The 15,278-nt window shown below is 64.1% G+C and carries 18 protein-coding genes and 1 pseudogene; 11 read left to right on the forward strand and 8 right to left on the reverse strand.

What is annotated here, in order from left to right; all coding sequences use genetic code 11:
• The first annotated feature begins 3 nt into the window (after positions 1-3).
• Complete coding sequence (locus tag O7B34_RS18035) at positions 4-939, forward strand: prephenate/arogenate dehydrogenase family protein (RefSeq protein WP_337147301.1); 936 nt, start codon at positions 4-6, stop codon at positions 937-939.
• On the opposite strand, the gene O7B34_RS18040 is transcribed toward O7B34_RS18035, so the two are convergent.
• Complete coding sequence (locus O7B34_RS18040; protein WP_337147302.1) at positions 936-1,865, reverse strand: sugar kinase; 930 nt, start codon at positions 1,863-1,865, stop codon at positions 936-938. The genes O7B34_RS18035 and O7B34_RS18040 overlap by 4 nt on opposite strands.
• A 7-nt stretch (positions 1,866-1,872) precedes the next feature.
• Positions 1,873-2,871: a DUF2125 domain-containing protein gene (locus O7B34_RS18045; protein ID WP_337147303.1), complete on the reverse strand. Its 999-nt coding sequence runs from the start codon at positions 2,869-2,871 to the stop codon at positions 1,873-1,875.
• 153 nt (positions 2,872-3,024) lie between these two features.
• Here O7B34_RS18045 and O7B34_RS18050 point away from each other — a divergent pair, with 153 nt between their 5' ends.
• The 3 genes from O7B34_RS18050 (at position 3,025) to O7B34_RS18060 (ending at position 5,336) form a co-directional block, all read left to right on the forward strand.
• Positions 3,025-3,546, forward strand: a complete 522-nt coding sequence (locus O7B34_RS18050; RefSeq protein WP_337147305.1) for a gamma-glutamylcyclotransferase — start codon at positions 3,025-3,027, stop codon at positions 3,544-3,546.
• 122 nt (positions 3,547-3,668) lie between these two features.
• Positions 3,669-4,616 (forward strand): aldo/keto reductase, encoded by a 948-nt coding sequence (locus O7B34_RS18055; RefSeq protein ID WP_337147306.1) that lies wholly within the window; start codon positions 3,669-3,671, stop codon positions 4,614-4,616.
• A gap of 93 nt (positions 4,617-4,709) precedes the next feature.
• Complete coding sequence (locus tag O7B34_RS18060; protein WP_337147308.1) at positions 4,710-5,336, forward strand: LysE family translocator; 627 nt, start codon at positions 4,710-4,712, stop codon at positions 5,334-5,336.
• A 24-nt stretch (positions 5,337-5,360) separates the two neighbouring features.
• On the opposite strand, the gene O7B34_RS18065 is transcribed toward O7B34_RS18060, so the two are convergent.
• Together O7B34_RS18065 and O7B34_RS18070 are read right to left on the reverse strand one after the other, a co-directional pair.
• Positions 5,361-6,149, reverse strand: a complete 789-nt coding sequence (locus O7B34_RS18065) for a lysophospholipid acyltransferase family protein (protein ID WP_337147310.1) — start codon at positions 6,147-6,149, stop codon at positions 5,361-5,363.
• 77 nt (positions 6,150-6,226) lie between these two features.
• On the reverse strand, positions 6,227-7,132 hold the full coding sequence (locus O7B34_RS18070) for a LysR family transcriptional regulator (protein ID WP_337147311.1): 906 nt from the start codon (positions 7,130-7,132) through the stop codon (positions 6,227-6,229).
• A 101-nt stretch (positions 7,133-7,233) separates the two neighbouring features.
• Here O7B34_RS18070 and O7B34_RS18075 point away from each other — a divergent pair, with 101 nt between their 5' ends.
• The 3 genes from O7B34_RS18075 (at position 7,234) to O7B34_RS18085 (ending at position 8,976) form a co-directional block, all read left to right on the forward strand.
• A complete protein-coding gene (locus O7B34_RS18075) occupies positions 7,234-7,785 on the forward strand; it encodes a carboxymuconolactone decarboxylase family protein (RefSeq protein WP_337147312.1) in 552 nt (183 codons plus the stop codon).
• Positions 7,786-7,847: 62 nt separating this feature from the next.
• On the forward strand, positions 7,848-8,318 hold the full coding sequence (locus O7B34_RS18080) for a nuclear transport factor 2 family protein (RefSeq protein WP_337147313.1): 471 nt from the start codon (positions 7,848-7,850) through the stop codon (positions 8,316-8,318).
• Positions 8,319-8,343: 25 nt separating this feature from the next.
• The gene (locus O7B34_RS18085; protein WP_337147314.1) at positions 8,344-8,976 is read left to right on the forward strand and encodes a pyridoxamine 5'-phosphate oxidase family protein; all 633 of its coding nucleotides are present in this window, start codon (positions 8,344-8,346) and stop codon (positions 8,974-8,976) included.
• A gap of 7 nt (positions 8,977-8,983) precedes the next feature.
• Here the strand turns inward: O7B34_RS18085 and O7B34_RS18090 are convergent, their stop codons facing one another.
• The 3 genes from O7B34_RS18090 to ftsE all read right to left on the reverse strand — a co-directional run bounded on the left by O7B34_RS18090 (position 8,984) and on the right by ftsE (position 11,457).
• A complete protein-coding gene (locus tag O7B34_RS18090; RefSeq protein WP_337147316.1) occupies positions 8,984-9,709 on the reverse strand; it encodes a YdcF family protein in 726 nt (241 codons plus the stop codon).
• A 109-nt stretch (positions 9,710-9,818) separates the two neighbouring features.
• The gene (locus O7B34_RS18095; RefSeq protein ID WP_337147317.1) at positions 9,819-10,805 is read right to left on the reverse strand and encodes a cell division protein FtsX; all 987 of its coding nucleotides are present in this window, start codon (positions 10,803-10,805) and stop codon (positions 9,819-9,821) included.
• The gene (gene ftsE, locus O7B34_RS18100; protein ID WP_010911739.1) at positions 10,798-11,457 is read right to left on the reverse strand and encodes a cell division ATP-binding protein FtsE; all 660 of its coding nucleotides are present in this window, start codon (positions 11,455-11,457) and stop codon (positions 10,798-10,800) included. Before ftsE ends, O7B34_RS18095 begins: the two co-directional genes overlap by 8 nt.
• Positions 11,458-11,645: 188 nt before the next feature.
• Between ftsE and O7B34_RS18105 the strand changes: the two genes are divergently transcribed.
• The 3 genes from O7B34_RS18105 to O7B34_RS18115 all read left to right on the forward strand — a co-directional run bounded on the left by O7B34_RS18105 (position 11,646) and on the right by O7B34_RS18115 (position 13,303).
• The gene (locus O7B34_RS18105; protein WP_337147318.1) at positions 11,646-12,290 is read left to right on the forward strand and encodes a hypothetical protein; all 645 of its coding nucleotides are present in this window, start codon (positions 11,646-11,648) and stop codon (positions 12,288-12,290) included.
• Positions 12,291-12,313: 23 nt separating this feature from the next.
• Entirely contained in the window at positions 12,314-12,856 is a 543-nt protein-coding gene (hpt, locus tag O7B34_RS18110) for a hypoxanthine phosphoribosyltransferase (RefSeq protein WP_027143486.1), read from the forward strand.
• Between the two features lie 75 nt (positions 12,857-12,931).
• Entirely contained in the window at positions 12,932-13,303 is a 372-nt protein-coding gene (locus tag O7B34_RS18115; RefSeq protein WP_337147319.1) for a response regulator, read from the forward strand.
• Here the strand turns inward: O7B34_RS18115 and O7B34_RS18120 are convergent, their stop codons facing one another.
• The gene (locus tag O7B34_RS18120; RefSeq protein ID WP_337147321.1) at positions 13,304-14,251 is read right to left on the reverse strand and encodes a DMT family transporter; all 948 of its coding nucleotides are present in this window, start codon (positions 14,249-14,251) and stop codon (positions 13,304-13,306) included. It abuts the gene before it with no gap.
• Positions 14,252-14,473: 222 nt separating this feature from the next.
• Between O7B34_RS18120 and O7B34_RS18125 the strand changes: the two are divergent.
• Positions 14,474-15,154, forward strand: a pseudogene (locus O7B34_RS18125) (LysR family transcriptional regulator); the annotation flags it as partial.
• Between the last annotated feature and the right edge of the window lie 124 nt (positions 15,155-15,278).

Consider the following 15,278-nt stretch of genomic DNA (forward strand, 5'->3'; position numbering starts at 1 on the left):
ACCATGACATCTCCGATGTTTGAAAAAATCGCGCTAGTCGGCATTGGCCTGATCGGTTCGTCGCTCGCCCGCGTCATTCGCCGTGAGGGTTTGGCTCGCCACGTCGCCATCTCGACCCGCAGCGCGGCAACGCTCAAGCGGGCCGAAGAACTGGGCCTCGGCGATTCCTACACCACGGCTGCCAGGGAAGCGGTCCGCGACGCCGATCTGATCATCGTCTCGGTGCCGGTCGGTTCGTCCGGCGCGGTGGCGCAGGAAATCGCGCCGGCGCTGAAAAAGGGGGCAGTCCTCACCGATGTCGGCTCGACCAAGGCGTCGGTCATCGCGCAGATGCAACCGCATGTGCCTGATGGCGTCCATTTCATTCCCGGCCACCCGCTGGCGGGCACCGAAAAATCCGGACCGGATGCCGGGTTTGCCGACCTGTTCGACAATCGCTGGTGCATCTTCACGCCGGTACCAGGCACCGATCCGGAAGCGCTGGAACGGCTCTCGGAATTCTGGCGCCGCTGCGGCGCCAACATCGACACGATGGACCCGCAGCATCACGACATGACGCTCGCCATCGTCTCGCATCTGCCGCACATCATCGCCTACAACATCGTCGGCACCGCCGACGATCTGGAATCGGTGACCAAGACGGAAGTGATCAAATATTCCGCCTCCGGTTTTCGCGATTTCACGCGTCTGGCCGCCTCCGATCCGACCATGTGGCGGGACGTGTGCCTGCACAACAAGGATGCCATCCTGGAAATGCTGGCGCGGTTCTCGGAGGATTTGGCCTTCCTGCAGCGCGCGATCCGCTGGGGGGACGGCGACAAGCTGTTCGACCTGTTCACCCGTACCCGCGCCGTGCGCCGCTCGATCATCGAAGCCGGCCAAGATATCGACGCGCCCGATTTCGGCCGCCAGGCGATCGAGCACCCGGTAAAGAGCTAAGCTGTTTCAGGCCAGGTCGCTGCCATCATGGCGAGCGTCTCCGCCCGATCCGGCGCACCCAGCCTGCCGCCGAAGCGCAGACATTTGAGCGCGGCGGCCGCACTTGCGAGACGCAAGGCCTGTTCGACCGGCATGGCTTCCGCCAGCCCGACCGCAAAGGCGCCATGAAAGACATCGCCGGCGGCCAGCGTGTCGACCGCCTTGATCCTCGGTGCCTCGACATGGCGGGCTGATCCAGCGCTTCGATCGAGCCACCAGGTTCCCGCCGCACCGCCGGTGACCGCGACGAAGGCATCGGTGCGGGCGGCAAGGTCGGTGCAGGCGGTCTCCGGATCCAGCGCGTGGCCACATATGATGCGGACTGCCGGTTCGGAGGCGACGATGTGCGAGGCCAGCGGCAATAATTGTTCCAGCACCGCAAGCGGCGCGGTATCGGCATCGAGGATAGCCGGCCGGCCAGCGGCGCGCGCCGCCTTCAGGGCCAGGGCAGCGGCACCCGGCCAGCGCACGTCGGCCAGGACGGCATCGAATGTCGTGACGTCGGCGAACGGCAAGGCCTCGGGATCAGCCTGAGCGCGCGTGTCGTAGAAAGGCACGATGATCCGCTCGCCATGCGCATCGACCAGGATCGAGGCCAGTGCCGAGCGCGCGCCGCTGACGCGGCGCACATGGCTGCAATCGACGCCCTCGGCCTCTATTCCCGCAATCAGTTGATCGCCGACCGGATCGTCGCCGGCGCTCGCCCATAGCGATACCTCGGCGCCGAGACGATGCGCGGCGCAGGCCGCGCTCGTGGCCATGCCCGAGGCGATCTGGATGCCGTCGGAGGCGATGAACTTTCCCTGATGATGGGGCAATGTATCGACACGCAGGATCGTATCCAGCGTCAGCGCCCCGACACTCAGGAGCTTCACGGGTCTTGCCATGGCGAGACTATTGCACCGGCTTGATCTTGCCCAGCGGGATGAAGCCGAGCGAGGCCTTGCCCTTGACCACTTTCAGCGGCATCGACGGTTCGCTGCCAAGCAGCGCCAGGGCGCCAAAACCCTGCTCGATCGCATTCTTCTGCTCGGGTATGGCGCCGGCAAGAATGGATGCCACGGCCTTGGGATCCTTGATCCTGATCATCAGATCGGCGTCGACCAGGCCCTCGGGATCGACCGAAAGCGGCCCGGAAACGGTGACACGCGCCGTTCCCGACGACAGATCGAGGGTGCGGATTTCGATCCTCTGGCCGCGCAGGCTTTTCACCTGCGTGCCGATCACCGCGACGCCGTTCTTCAGTGTCACGTCGCCACTGGCATCGAGCGCCGGCAGCACGCGCCCGCCGATCGCGTCGGGATCGATCTCGAGATCGCCAAAGCTGCCGACATAGTCGAGATCCCCGCCATTCGGCTGCAACTGGCCTGATGCCTTGCCAGCACTGAACAGTTCGACCGGATCGGTGTCGTCGGCCGGGTCGGTTTGGCCTGACAGGCCCTCGGCCTGCAGCGATATGCGCCGCGGCAGCGGGTACCACAGTTTGACGTTGGCCTGCAGATTGTCCCAGTCGATCCAGAGCGGCATCATGCCCGGGACGGAGGTCCGGAGCGGACCGCGCAGACTGGCAACCGGCGACAAGGGTTGGACGATCTGGGCGGTGGCATTGAAACTACCGGCCGAGGCGGCGATGTTCTTGGCATCGTCCTCGTAAGCGAGGTTGTCGCAAGAGACGGCAAAGCTCAGGGGATAGCCACCGACCTGGAGATTGGCGCAGCCGGCCGCGATGCCGCTTTTGTTGAGCGTGGCAACCGCCTTGTCGGCCTCGGACCTCACCCTGTCGGCCATATAGAACCAGCCGGCGCTGTAGATGGCGAACAGCACCAGGATGAACGCGGCAAGCCACCACAAGCGGCGACGGCTACCCGGTTGGCGTTCGTCACTTGACGTCATGCTTTGGCTCTCGTTAACGCATGGATGGTGTGGACGGATTCTCGATTCCGACAACACCAGGGGACAGAGACGAATAGGTAGACGGACACGGGCGGAAAAAACACCGGTTTCCGGTGCGGTGTTGCCATTCTTTTTGCAATCAGGCGCGTTGATATGGGCGATTTTTGGGTGTTCGGCTACGGTTCGCTGATCTGGCGGCCGGGTTTCGCGCATGTCGAGACACGACGCGCCCACCTGCATGGCTATCGCCGCTCGCTTTGCGTCTATTCCTTCGTGCACCGCGGCACGCGTCAGCGGCCCGGACTGGTGCTTGGCCTCGACCATGGCGGTTCCTGCGTCGGCCTTGCTTTCCGCGTGCCTGGCGAATTGCGCGACGAGGTCATTGCGTATCTACGCGAGCGCGAGCTCGTCACCAGCGTCTATCTCGAACGCACGCTCAAGGTGCGACTCTACGGCGGCGATGCGGTCCAAGCCATGGCCTACATCGTCGACCGCAGGCATGAGCAATATGCCGGGGCGCTGGATGCGGCGGATGCGGCGGCCCTGGTGCGCGGCGCGGTCGGCCGATCCGGCAACAATGAGGACTATGTGCTGAGCACGCTCAAGCATCTGGAAGCGCTCGATATCCGCGACCACTGGCTGGAGGATGTGGCGCGCCGGATAGCGACTTCGTGAAGCGCTGGCTCTGCGGAAAAAGGCGGCCAGGCCTTTGACCTCGATGCGGCAGGACCTAGGTTAGGCTCCGAACCCAGCCATCGGGCGGCATCGCCCGGTCCCAATCATCACGGAGATCCGTCTTGCAGAAACGCCGTCTCGGTCGTACCGACCTTTCCATCGCGCCGCTGGTTCTGGGCGGCAATGTCTTCGGCTGGACCGCTGACGAGAAAACCTCCTTCGACCTGCTCGACCGCTTCGTCGGCGCGGGCCTCAATGCCATCGATACGGCCGACGCGTATTCGCGTTGGGTTCCCGGCAACAAGGGCGGCGAATCGGAAACCATCATCGGCAAATGGATGAAGGATCGTGGCAATCGCGACAAGGTCGTGGTGGTCACCAAGGTCGGCTCGGACATGGGGCAGGGCCACAAGGACCTGTCGGCCGCCTATATCGAAAAGGCCGTCGACGCATCGCTCAAGCGGCTGCGGACAGAATTCATCGACCTCTATCTGTCGCACTGGCCGGATCCGACCACGCCCTATGAGGAAACCCTCGGCGCCTATGAGAAACTGCTCGCCAAGGGCAAGATCCGCTATGCCGGCTGTTCTAACCTCGATGCCGGCCAGTTGCGCGCGGCACTTGACGTGGCAAGCCTGCGCGGCTTGCCACGCTATGAGGTGCTGCAGCCGGAATACAATCTCTACGACCGTTCCTCCTTCGATGGCCCGCTACGCGACCTCTGCGTGGCCGAGGATATCGGCGTCATCACCTATTTCAGTCTGGCCAAGGGTTTTCTCAGCGGCAAGTACCGCACGGAAGCCGATCTCGGCCAGAGCGAGCGCGGGGAGGATGTCGGCAGCTATCTCAATCCACGCGGCATGCGCATTCTGGCGGCGCTCGACGCCGTATCCGCCAGGCATTCGGCCAAGCAGGCGGAAGTGGCGCTTGCCTGGGCCATCGCGCGGCCAGGCGTCACCGCGCCGATCGCCAGCGCCACCAAGCCGAGCCAGATGGACAGCCTGATCAAGGCGGTGTCGTTGAAATTGAGCGCGGACGACATGGCCGAACTCGACAAAGCCAGCGCCTGAGGCGGCCGGCAAAGCGGAACGCACGAACGTCCAAGACGATCCTCATGCCTTGCCATACCGTCCCTTCGCACGGGGGTGCAGGCGGAGGATCATATGGCCGGATCGCTTGTTTGGCAGCCGGAGCTTTGGCGCCAATTGCTTGCGCTGTTGCTGGCCGCCACCGTGGTCATGGGTAGCCCGGGGCCGGCGACGATAAGCGTCACCGCGGTTGGCGCCGCCTTCGGCCTGCGCGATTCGCTACGCTATACCGGCGGCATCGTCCTGGGCACGATTGCCGTGCTGCTGGCCGTGGCGACCGGTGTCATGGCGGTGCTTGGGTCGATGCCGAAGCTGGCGCCGTTGCTGGTTGGCGCGTCCGCGGCCTACATCCTCTATCTCGCCTTCAAGATCGCCACCGCCCCGCCATTGGCCGTACGCGCCGCCGACGCGTCGCGCCCGACATGGCTGGCCGGTTTTCTCCTCGCGGTGGCCAACCCGAAAGCGTATGTGGCGATCGCCGCCGTGTTCGCGGGTGCTTCGTCGAGCGCGGGCGATGCCGAGCTCCGGCTGTGGACGAAACTGACTGTTCTCGCGGTGATGATCGTTGTCATCCACGCCGTGTGGCTTCTTGCCGGTGCGGCGTTCTCGCGCTTCCTGCGCCGGCCTGTCGCCTCGCGGATCATCAATCTGGTTTTTGCCGCGACGCTGCTGCTGACCACGGCGCTGGCGGTGCACGGTTGACTGCGTGACCGGAAGGCCGTCGTCTCAAGCTTTCTCGCCCAATTCCCGAAGCCGCTTGATCGCCGTTGGCGGCAGGGCCGGCGGATTGGGGGCGCGCGATGCCTCGACGAGAAGCTGGTCACAGGCAGCCTCGGTCTCGCCGATCAGCCGCGCCATGAACTCGTCCTTGCCCAGACCAGGCGGTATGGGCGGCAGGAAGCGCGCCTTGACGGTCCCGGGATAGCGCAGGAACTTGCGGCGCGGCCAATAGAGGCCGGCGACATGGGCGACCGGCACCACCGGAACGCCAAGCTGGGTGTAGATTTCAACGATGCCGTATTTGTAGGCCGGCTCGTCGCCCGGCGCCCGGCGCGTGCCCTCGGGATAGATGATCAACTGGCGCGGGTTGCGCGCCATCTCTTCCTTGGTCGCTGCGACCACGGCCTTCAGCGCCTTGGAGCGGCTGCCGCGATCAACCGGGATCATGCGCATCTTCAAGATATACCAGCCGAAGAACGGGATCCAGGTCAGCTCGCGCTTCAGGATGTAAAGCGGGTCCTGGAGGTAAGGAAAGAAGGCGATAGCGTCCCAGAACGATTGGTGCTTGGGCGCCAGGATGAAGGAGCCCTCGGGCAGGTTTTCCTGCCCGGTGATGTCGTTTGTCGTTCCGGCGATCTTGTCATAGAGCCACATCGAGGTGCGCGACCAGAATTTCGGCACGAACCAGGCGCGGTGGCGGGGCGACAGGAAATAGTACGGGGTCCAGAGGATCATCTGGACGATCAGATTGACGTAGAAGACGAAATTGAACGCCAGCGATCTGACATAAAGCATGAGGGAGGTCCGGTGAGGAAGTGTGCGTTGGTTACACCAAGCGCGGGGAAAAAGGAAACGGTGCGATACTGCCCGTGCTACCAGGTCGCCTGCGCCAGCCGTTCCCTCAGGCGTGGGGCGGCGAAGTCGAGGAAGGCGCGCAGTTTTACCGGCAGCCGGCCCTGGCCCGCATGCACCAGGTTAACCGGCCAAGGCTCGGGTTCGAAATCCCTGAGCACGGGGCGCAGCGTTCCTGATCGTACGGCGGCGACGATCTGGTAGGAAAGCACCCGGGTCAACCCGACCCCGGCGATCGCCGCATCGATCGCCGCCTCGGCGGTGTTGACCCGAAGCCTTGAGCGGACCGGCACGACAAAATCAGCCTTGTCCACGGTGAAGGTCCAGGTGGCAAGCGAGCCAAGGCCCTCGAAGGTGATGCAGCTGTGCGTATCGAGCTCTCCCGGCGCCCCAAGAATGCCGTGTCCGGCCAGATAGGCCGGGCTTGCGCAGACAATATGACCGATCGAGCCGACCCTGATGGCGACCATCCGCGAATCCGGCAGCCTGCCGATGCGGACGGCGAGGTCGATATGGTCTTCGGCCAACTGGCTTATCCTGTCGCCGAGCGTGAGGCGGATATCCACCAGGGGATAGGCGGCGAGGAACTCGGTGACAACCGGCAACACGTGAAGGCGGCCGAAGACGATCGGCGCGGTGATGATCAGTTCCCCTGTCGGGGCGCTGTATTCGCCGCCGGCGGTGCGTTCGGCGTCGCCGACCTCGTCGAGAATGCGGCGGCAGGCAGCGAGATAGGCATGGCCCGCATCGGTCAGTGTCAGCCGCCGCGTCGAGCGGTTCAACAGGCGTGTCTTCAGATGGCGCTCCAGATCGGAGACCTTGCGGCTGACCGTTGCCAGCGGAACGTCCGAACGGCGCGCGGCGGCGGAAAGGCTGCCGCCTTCCGCTGCCGCGACAAAAAGGGACATGGCTTCGAGACGATCCATCTTTTCTTCCAGAAAATGGAAGGGTTGATTGCAAATATGGCATCTACATCCGCAAGATGGAAGGCTGCATATAGGCGGGGTACCTCAACAAGGAAATCTCCATGCCCCGCATTGCCACGCCTTCGTCCATCGCAAACGCTCCCGTCGCCGCGCTGCCCATGCTGCAGGCGGTGGAAAAACAACTTGGTGTCGTCCCGAACCTGTTTCGGATGGTCGCCAACAGTCCGGCCGCGCTGGAAGGCTACCTCGGCATAATGGGAGCCTTGGCCAAGGGCCGGCTGCCGGCGCCGACGCGCGAGCGCATCGCGCTGGCGATCGCCGAGATCAATGGCTGCAACTACTGTCTCTCCGCCCACACCTATCTCGGCAAAAACCTTGCAAGGCTCGACGATGCCGAGATGATCGCCAACCGCCATGGCGGCTCCACGGATCCCAAGGCAGCCGCAGCGGTGCGTTTTGCCGCCGGGGTAGCACAAAGCCGCGGGCATGTCGGCCAGGAGGATCTCGCCGCTGTCAGGCTCGCGGGCTATGACGACGGGGAGATCATCGAGATCGTCCAGCATGTCGCCCTGAACGTCTGGACCAACTATATCAACGAGGTTGCCCAGACGGAGATCGATTTTCCGGTTGTTTCCGCCCGCGATGCTGCCTGAATCCGGAAAAGGGGGGCGGCGGTGCCCGTCGGCCCCAACCCTTCATGCCGCAGAGGAAATCCATGTCTGAGAGCCGCCCGCCGCTCCCGCCCTTCACCGCCGAGACGTCAGCACAGAAAGCGCGCATGGCCGAGGATGCCTGGAACTCGCGCGATCCGGCGCGGGTGGCGCTCGCCTATACGGCGGACAGCCGTTGGCGCAACCGGGCCGAGTTCCTGCAAGGCCGCGATGCGATCCAGGCGTTCCTGACGCGTAAATGGACACGCGAGCTCGACTACCGTCTGATCAAAGAAGTCTGGGCCTTCGACGGCAACCGCATCGCCGTGCGCTTTGCGTATGAATGGCACGACGACAGCGGCTCATGGTTCCGCAGCTACGGCAATGAGAACTGGGAATTCGACGTGCACGGGCTGATGCGGCTGCGCATCGCCAGCATCAACGACCTGCCGATCGCCGAGGCCGAGCGCAAATATCGCTGGCCTCTCGGCCGGCGACCGGACGACCATCCGACGTTGTCGGAGCTCGGCCTTTAGAAACGTTTCATGCAAGGAGGTTTCGATGAACGCACACGCTTTTACGAGCGATGTCGCCTTCACGCCGACGGTCAAGGCGATCCAGGCGCGTAAGGGCTCGCGTCAGTCCTACGCCCGCGTCGAGGAGCGCGGCGGCTGGCAGTCGGCGATCACACCGGACCTCGCCGCCTTCATCGAAATGCAGACCAGCGTCTTCCTGTCGACGGCCAATGGCGACGGCCAGCCCTACATCCAGCACCGCGGCGGCCCTGCCGGCTTTCTCAAGGTGCTCGACGAGAAGACGATCGGCTTCGCGGATTTTTCCGGCAATAAGCAGTTCATCACGCAGGGCAATCTGGTCGACAATCCGAGGGCCTTCCTGTTCCTGATCGATTACATGATGCGCCAGCGCATCAAGATCTGGGGCACGGCACGCGTTGTCGAGAACGACGCCGGGTTGAAGGCGCGGCTGATGCCGCCGGACTACAAGGCGCGTCCCGAACAGGTCATCCTGTTCACCGTCTCGGCGTGGGATGCCAATTGCCCGCAACATATACCGCAGCGCTTCGAGGCGGCTGATGTGGCGGCGGCGCTTGGCGAGCGCGACCGCCGCATCCAGGACCTTGAGCAGGAGGTCGCGCGCCTCAAAGGCGTTTCAGGGGCTGGCGCCAAGCAATGACGCGGGCTCAGCCGCCGGCGGCGGTCTCGGCCAGCGCGATGCCTTCAGGCGTCGGCTTCAGCGGGATGATGCCGCGAGCCAGCGCCAGCAGGTATTTGGTGTATTCGGTGAACAGCACGCGCACCGCCCGCGGCTTGGTCAGCCAATTGCCATTATCCAGGTTGGAATTGACCACCGGGTAGGGTTCGAGCTTGGCACCATGCAGCAGCCGGCCCATCTCCAGCAGGCTGCGCGGCATGTGATAATTGTTGGTGACCAGGATCACCGTGCCATAGGCATGGTTTTCCACCCATTTGGCGCTTTCCTCGGCATTGCCGATCGTGTCGAGCGCGGCGCGGTCGATGTCGACGCAGCAGGAAAACAGCTTCTTGTCGCCGCCGGTCGCCGCCTGGAGTTGGCGACGGCTGGCGGAGGGATGCACGCCGCTGATCAAAAGCCGCTCGCCCTTGCCGGACGCCAGCAACTCCATCGCCGCGTCGAGGCGCGACTGGCCGCCGGTCAGCACAATGATGGCGTCGGCCTTGGCCGGATTGGCGGGCGTGGTCAGATGGCTGACCTTGCTGGCAAACCAGCCGAAACCGCCAGCGAACACTGTTGCGAGCACAAACAGGGAGACAGCGGAGAGACGCAGAGCGGTCCTTAAACGGCTAAGCCTGCCATGGCCGCGCCAACGGGCAACCACCACTGGCAGCTGTCCAGCCGTCCCGGTCGAGTCCCGCACGTCCATAGCCATATGGTTAATCCCGAAATGCGGCCTTTGATAGGTAAAAGACGCACTTTGCGTTACGCGAATTCTCCATCCGTGATCGCGCTCTTTCCATCCACGCCAAGACGAGTTCCTTTCATGCGTCGGGTTGGCGAACGTCGATGTCGCTGAGATAGGCGACGACGGTGGCGTGCGAAGTTGCCGCCGTCAGCGCGCCAATCACCAGCACCATCAGGACGACACCTAGGTAGCCCGCGGAGCCGATGGCGAAGTTGCCGAACAAAGCGGTCGCCTGATCGGCCTGCGGCGTTGCCATATTGCGCGACGACCACCAGGAAAACACGATGAAGACGAGCACCGCCGCCGCTCCGCCGGCGGCCGCGCCCTTCATGCCGGTGACCAGAAAATGCCGGCGGAATTCGCGCGCGATGAAGCGCGCTTCGGCGCCGACGAAATGCAGCACCTCGATGATGTGGCCGTTGCCGTCCATGGCGCCACGGGTCGCGAACACCACGGTCAGCACCGTTGCCGACAGCATCAGGGCCAGAACGGCGACGCCAATGGTCACCGTGGTGCGGGCCATGGCCACCAGCCGGTCGACCCAGGTGCGGTGGTCGTCAAGCGATGCACTCGGCAGCTTCGGCGTGATCGCGGCGCGCATGGCGGCGAAGTCCGGCGGACTGTTCTCGTCGATGGTTACGATGATCAGCCGCGGCACCGGCAGTTCGTCGATGTTGAGGCCCGATCCCAGCCAGGGCTCCAAGAGCCTGGCGGTCGCTTCGCGGTCGATGATCCGGGTCGACTTCACGCCGGGGAATTCGCCGGCGATCTGTGAGGCCTGGCTAAGCGCTGCCTCCATGTCGAGGCCGTCGGCCGGCTTGATCTGGATGGTCGCCTCGCGCGAGATCTGGTTTTCCCAAACCGAGGCCGTGTCGCGCACCAGCGTCACCGCGCCGAAGGTCAGGCAGGACAGGAAGGTCATGATAGCGATGACCAGCACCAGGGCGCGGCCGGCAATGTTCTGCGCGGGCACGATCGGCGCCATCTTGCGCTGGGCGCGCGGTCTTGCCTCGACCGCCTCGGCATCCTGCTCCTCGAAATGGTCAGCCGATAGCTCAGTCATAGATATCAAGCCTTCCGCCGGCCAGGATCATGCGGCGCGCGTCGACCTGTTCCATAAGGCCAAGATCGTGGGTCGCGATCACCACGGCGGTGCCGAGGCGATTGAGTTCGATGAACAGCCGCAGCAGCCGCCGCGCCAGCGGCGGATCGACATTGCCGGTCGGCTCGTCGGCCAGCAAGATCTCCGGCTGCTCGATCAGGGCGCGCGCGATCGCGGCGCGCTGCTTCTCGCCGCCTGACAGGACCGGCGGCAGCACATGCATGCGTTCGCCGAGCCCCACCCATTTCAACAGTTCGGTGACATCGGTGCGGTAGCTCGCTTCCTCGCGCCCGCGCACGCGCAATGGCAAAGCAACATTCTCATAGGTGGTCATGTGGTCGAGCAGGCGAAAATCCTGGAACACCACGCCGATGCGCCGCCGCAGGTGCGGCAGTTCGGTGCGTGAGATGCGCGAGCGGTCCTTGCCGAAGATGGTGATCAGTCCACGCGTCGGCTTCAGCGACATGAACAAAAGGCGCAGCAACGTCGTCTTGCCGGCACCCGAAGGCCCGCTCAGGAACTGGAAGGAGCGCTCCGGTATGTGCAGGGAGATGTCGCGGAGGATTTCCGGACCCATGCCATAGCGGAGGCCGACATTTTCGAAGCGAATCAATTTCGGCGACCTGAAATTCCTGGCGGCGGCGAGCCGGCCTGTTCTACGAAAAGACCATCGGCCGGCATGGTTAACCGGCGGTTAATTCCTGGGTTGTTTCGGCTTGTCACGACAGCTCCGGTGGGGAAGCGTTAACCATTTGTGTTTACGCAAAAGAAACGAAAAGCGAACAGGTGCAATACTGGGCCATGATGGCTGACCAGCGAACCGCGCGCCCGGTTTCCGGCGAAATCATGACCGATCCACCGGCAATTGCCGTGGCGGACGGGATCGTGCGCGGTCCGGCGGCCGATATCATCGATGCCGACTATGAAGTGATGCCGCGCCTTGCTCCTGCGGTGGAAAGCGATTCCCCACCGCCGCGTGCGATCGTCACCCCGCCCATCGAGGGCATGGACATGCTGCGCAAGCCGGAAGCGCCAGCGAAACGGCCGCCGGCATCACGCGGAGGTCCGATCTTCTGGATCGCCGGCGTCGGTGCCGCTCTTGCCGCCTTCTGGGTGTCAGGCGGCCATGCGCTGGTGCGCCAGGCGCCGTTCCTCGCCGGCGCGCAAGCGTCGGCGCTGACCATTTCAGGCGTCACGTCACGTGTCGACGCCTCCGGCACGAACCCGGTGCTGTTCGTCGATGGGGAGGCCGCGAACGACGGGACGAGCCCCGCGACCCTGCCGCCGCTCGAGATCCGGGTGACGGGCAAAGACGGGCGCACAATCCGTTATACGTTGGGGACATCCGGCCGCTTGCTGGCATCCGGCGAAAGATTCGGCTTTGCCAGCCGGCTCGACGTGCCTAAGAACGGCATAAGAACCGTTTTGGTTACTTTCGCCGAGTAGGCGATCACCGGGGAAGAGCATCTATGCCCATCGTACGCGGCAAGGACATCGAAGTCCTGTTTTCGGCATCGGCGATCGCGCGGCGCAATCTCGAACTCGCCAAGGAGATCGCCGGGCACGACTATCACGATCTGCTGGTGATTTCGGTGCTGAAGGGCTCGTTCATCTTCGCCGCCGACCTGATCCGGGCCATGCACGATGTCGGCCTGTCGCCGGAAGTCGAGTTCATCTTCATCTCCAGCTATGGCGCCGGCACCACCAGCGGCGAGGTGAGGGTGCTGCGCGACATCGACAACGAGGTTGCCGGCCGCGACGTGCTGTTGATCGACGATATTCTGGAATCGGGCAAGACGCTGAGCTTCACCCGCGACCTGATGCTGTCGCGTGGCGCGAAAAGCTGTTCCATCGCCGTGCTGCTCGACAAGCGCATGCGCCGCCAGACCGCGCTCAATGCCGACTATGTCGGCTTCGACTGCCCCGATTATTTCGTCGTCGGCTACGGCATGGATGTCTCGCATGCGTTTCGCGAACTGCCGTTCGTGGGTGTCGTCAAGGGCGACGTTTGAGCGGCTTCCAAAAAGACTTGCCGACCGGTTCCGCTTTCAGGAAAAGTCAACTTTTGCCCGCCAAATATGCCGGCCATGGCAAAGCTTCTGATCGTCGAGGACGATGAGTCCGTCCGCACCCTCGCAGCCCGCGCACTCGAACGCGCCGGCCACGCAATCGATATCGCCGCCGACGGCGCGCAAGGTCTGGCGCTGATCAAGGCCGCACATGGTAGTTATGATCTCGTCGTCTCCGACATCCGCATGCCGGAGATGGACGGCATCGAGATGGCGGTTGCGGCCGCAGCGCTTTTCCCGGCGATGAAGATCATGCTGATGACCGGCTATGCCGACCAGCGCGAGCGCGCCGAGGAATTGAACGGCATTATCCTCGATGTCGTGCAAAAGCCCTTCACGCTGGCCGAGATCCGTTCGCGCGTCGAACGGGCGCTGATCTGCTTCGCCTGATCAGGCCGGATCCCTGGCGACAAGCGCCGGCGCTGGGCTGGTCCGCCGGTCAGTGTTGAGCGCCAGCAGGCCGGCGCCGATGATGAGCGCCGCGCCGATCACGGTCGTCGAGCGTGGTACCTCGGCGAAGAACAGGAACCCCCACAGCGGCGACCACAGGATGCCGGTATATTCGAAGGTGGCGACGCGGTTGGCCGGAGCCAGCCGGTACCCCTGCGAGAGCAGGATCATGCCGGCGGAGGCGACGAAACCGCACGCCGCCATCTTGAGGAAATCCGGCAGTGTCGGCCAGATCCACGGCCGCACCAGGAATTCGAGGCTCGGGTGGACGGCGTGGGTTATGCCGGCGAGGTGGAACGTGCCGGCGACCACGGCCGCGCCGGTCAGATAGGCGCCGTTCTGGTAGAAGGCCATCACGGTGGAGGATTCGGTGTCGCCGATCTTGCGGGCCATCAATTGCGAAAAGCCGTAGAGCACGGCCGAGCCCAGCGACAGCAAGGCCGCCCAGTCGAACAGTCCGGCGCCGGGGCGCAGCATCACCAGGACGCCAAGCATGCCGATCAGCACGGTTGCCAGCGTCTGCCAGGAAACGCGCTCGCCAAGATAGGGGCCGGCCATCGCCATGATGCAGAGCGGCGCCATGAAATAAAGCGCCACGGCGTCGGCCAGCGGCAGGGCGGCGATGGCCAGGTAATAGACGGTGTAGGACGTGAACTGGATGAAGGCGCGCATGGTCAGCATGCCGAAGCGCCGCGACAGGATGGCACGAAGCCCGACATCGGCATGGACGAGAAGGATCAGGATCGGCAGGGCGATGATCGAGCGGATCGCCATCACCTCGGTCACCGGGTAGCCGCTCGACACGGCTTTGACGAGCGGGTCCTGCAGCGAAAAGACCAGCACGCCCAGGCACAGGCTCAGGATGCCGCGCACCATCCTATTCTGCATCCGCGTCCAGGCTCCCGCACGTACGATCCGGCGACCCCCTCCAGATCAAAAAGAACCCGCCACCGTTTTCGGGCAGCGGGCACGAGTGAGGACTCTTTGATTGGTCCGCTGCCGATTTCGCGGCCGCATATCCAATGGGTGAGGCGACTATCGCCCGGTGTTTGACATGTTGCAAACGAATTGGAATGATGCCAGCAATCAACTTTGCTTATGACGGATGCGATGCGGCCAACCCTCGACAGCGATCTCCTGCGCACCTTCGTCGCCATCGCCGAGGCCGGCAATTTCACGAGGGCCGCCGAGCAGGCCGGCCGCACCCAGTCGGCCGTATCGATGCAGATGAAGAAGCTCGAAGAGCTGGTCGGCGACAGCCTGTTCGAGCGCGGTTCACGTGGCGTCGCCCTGACGCGGCGTGGCGGCGAACTTATCGTCAATGCCCGCCGCATCGTCGCGCTGCTCGACGAGACGGCGGCGTCAATGGCGGCGGCGCCGCTGGGCGGGCCGGTGCGCATCGGTATTCCGGAGGAATATGGCCACGCCATCCTGTCGCGCGCGCTCGGCGCTTTTTCGAAACGCCACACACAGGTCGAGGTCACCGTGCGCTACGCGCATTCAGGCGCCCAGATGGCGGCGCTCGCCGCCGGCGAACTCGATCTCTGCGTGGTGTTCGAATGGCAGGACCCGTCAGGCGGCGAGGTGCTGATGCACGATCCGACGGTGTGGGTGACATCGGCCCTGCATCACATGCATGAGGAACGGCCGGTGCCGATCGCGCTCTACAACCGGGCCGGCTGGTGCAAGGATTTTGCCGTCAAATCACTTGAGCAGCGCGGTCTTGCCTATCGTGTCGCCTATACCAGCGACACCACCGGCGGCCTCAAGCTCGCCGTCACCTCGGGGCTAGAGCGGTTCACGAGTTGATGGAATCGAAGGGATTCCGGATCAGTCGGTTTTGTGATTCAAGATGCTGGCTGGAATGGAGGCCAGCATCTGATGACTCGACCTCTTTCCAATGATCTTCGCGAGC

Origin of the sequence: Mesorhizobium sp. Cs1299R1N3 (genome assembly GCF_037179625.1) — a bacterium.
Classification (GTDB): domain Bacteria; phylum Pseudomonadota; class Alphaproteobacteria; order Rhizobiales; family Rhizobiaceae; genus Mesorhizobium; species Mesorhizobium salmacidum.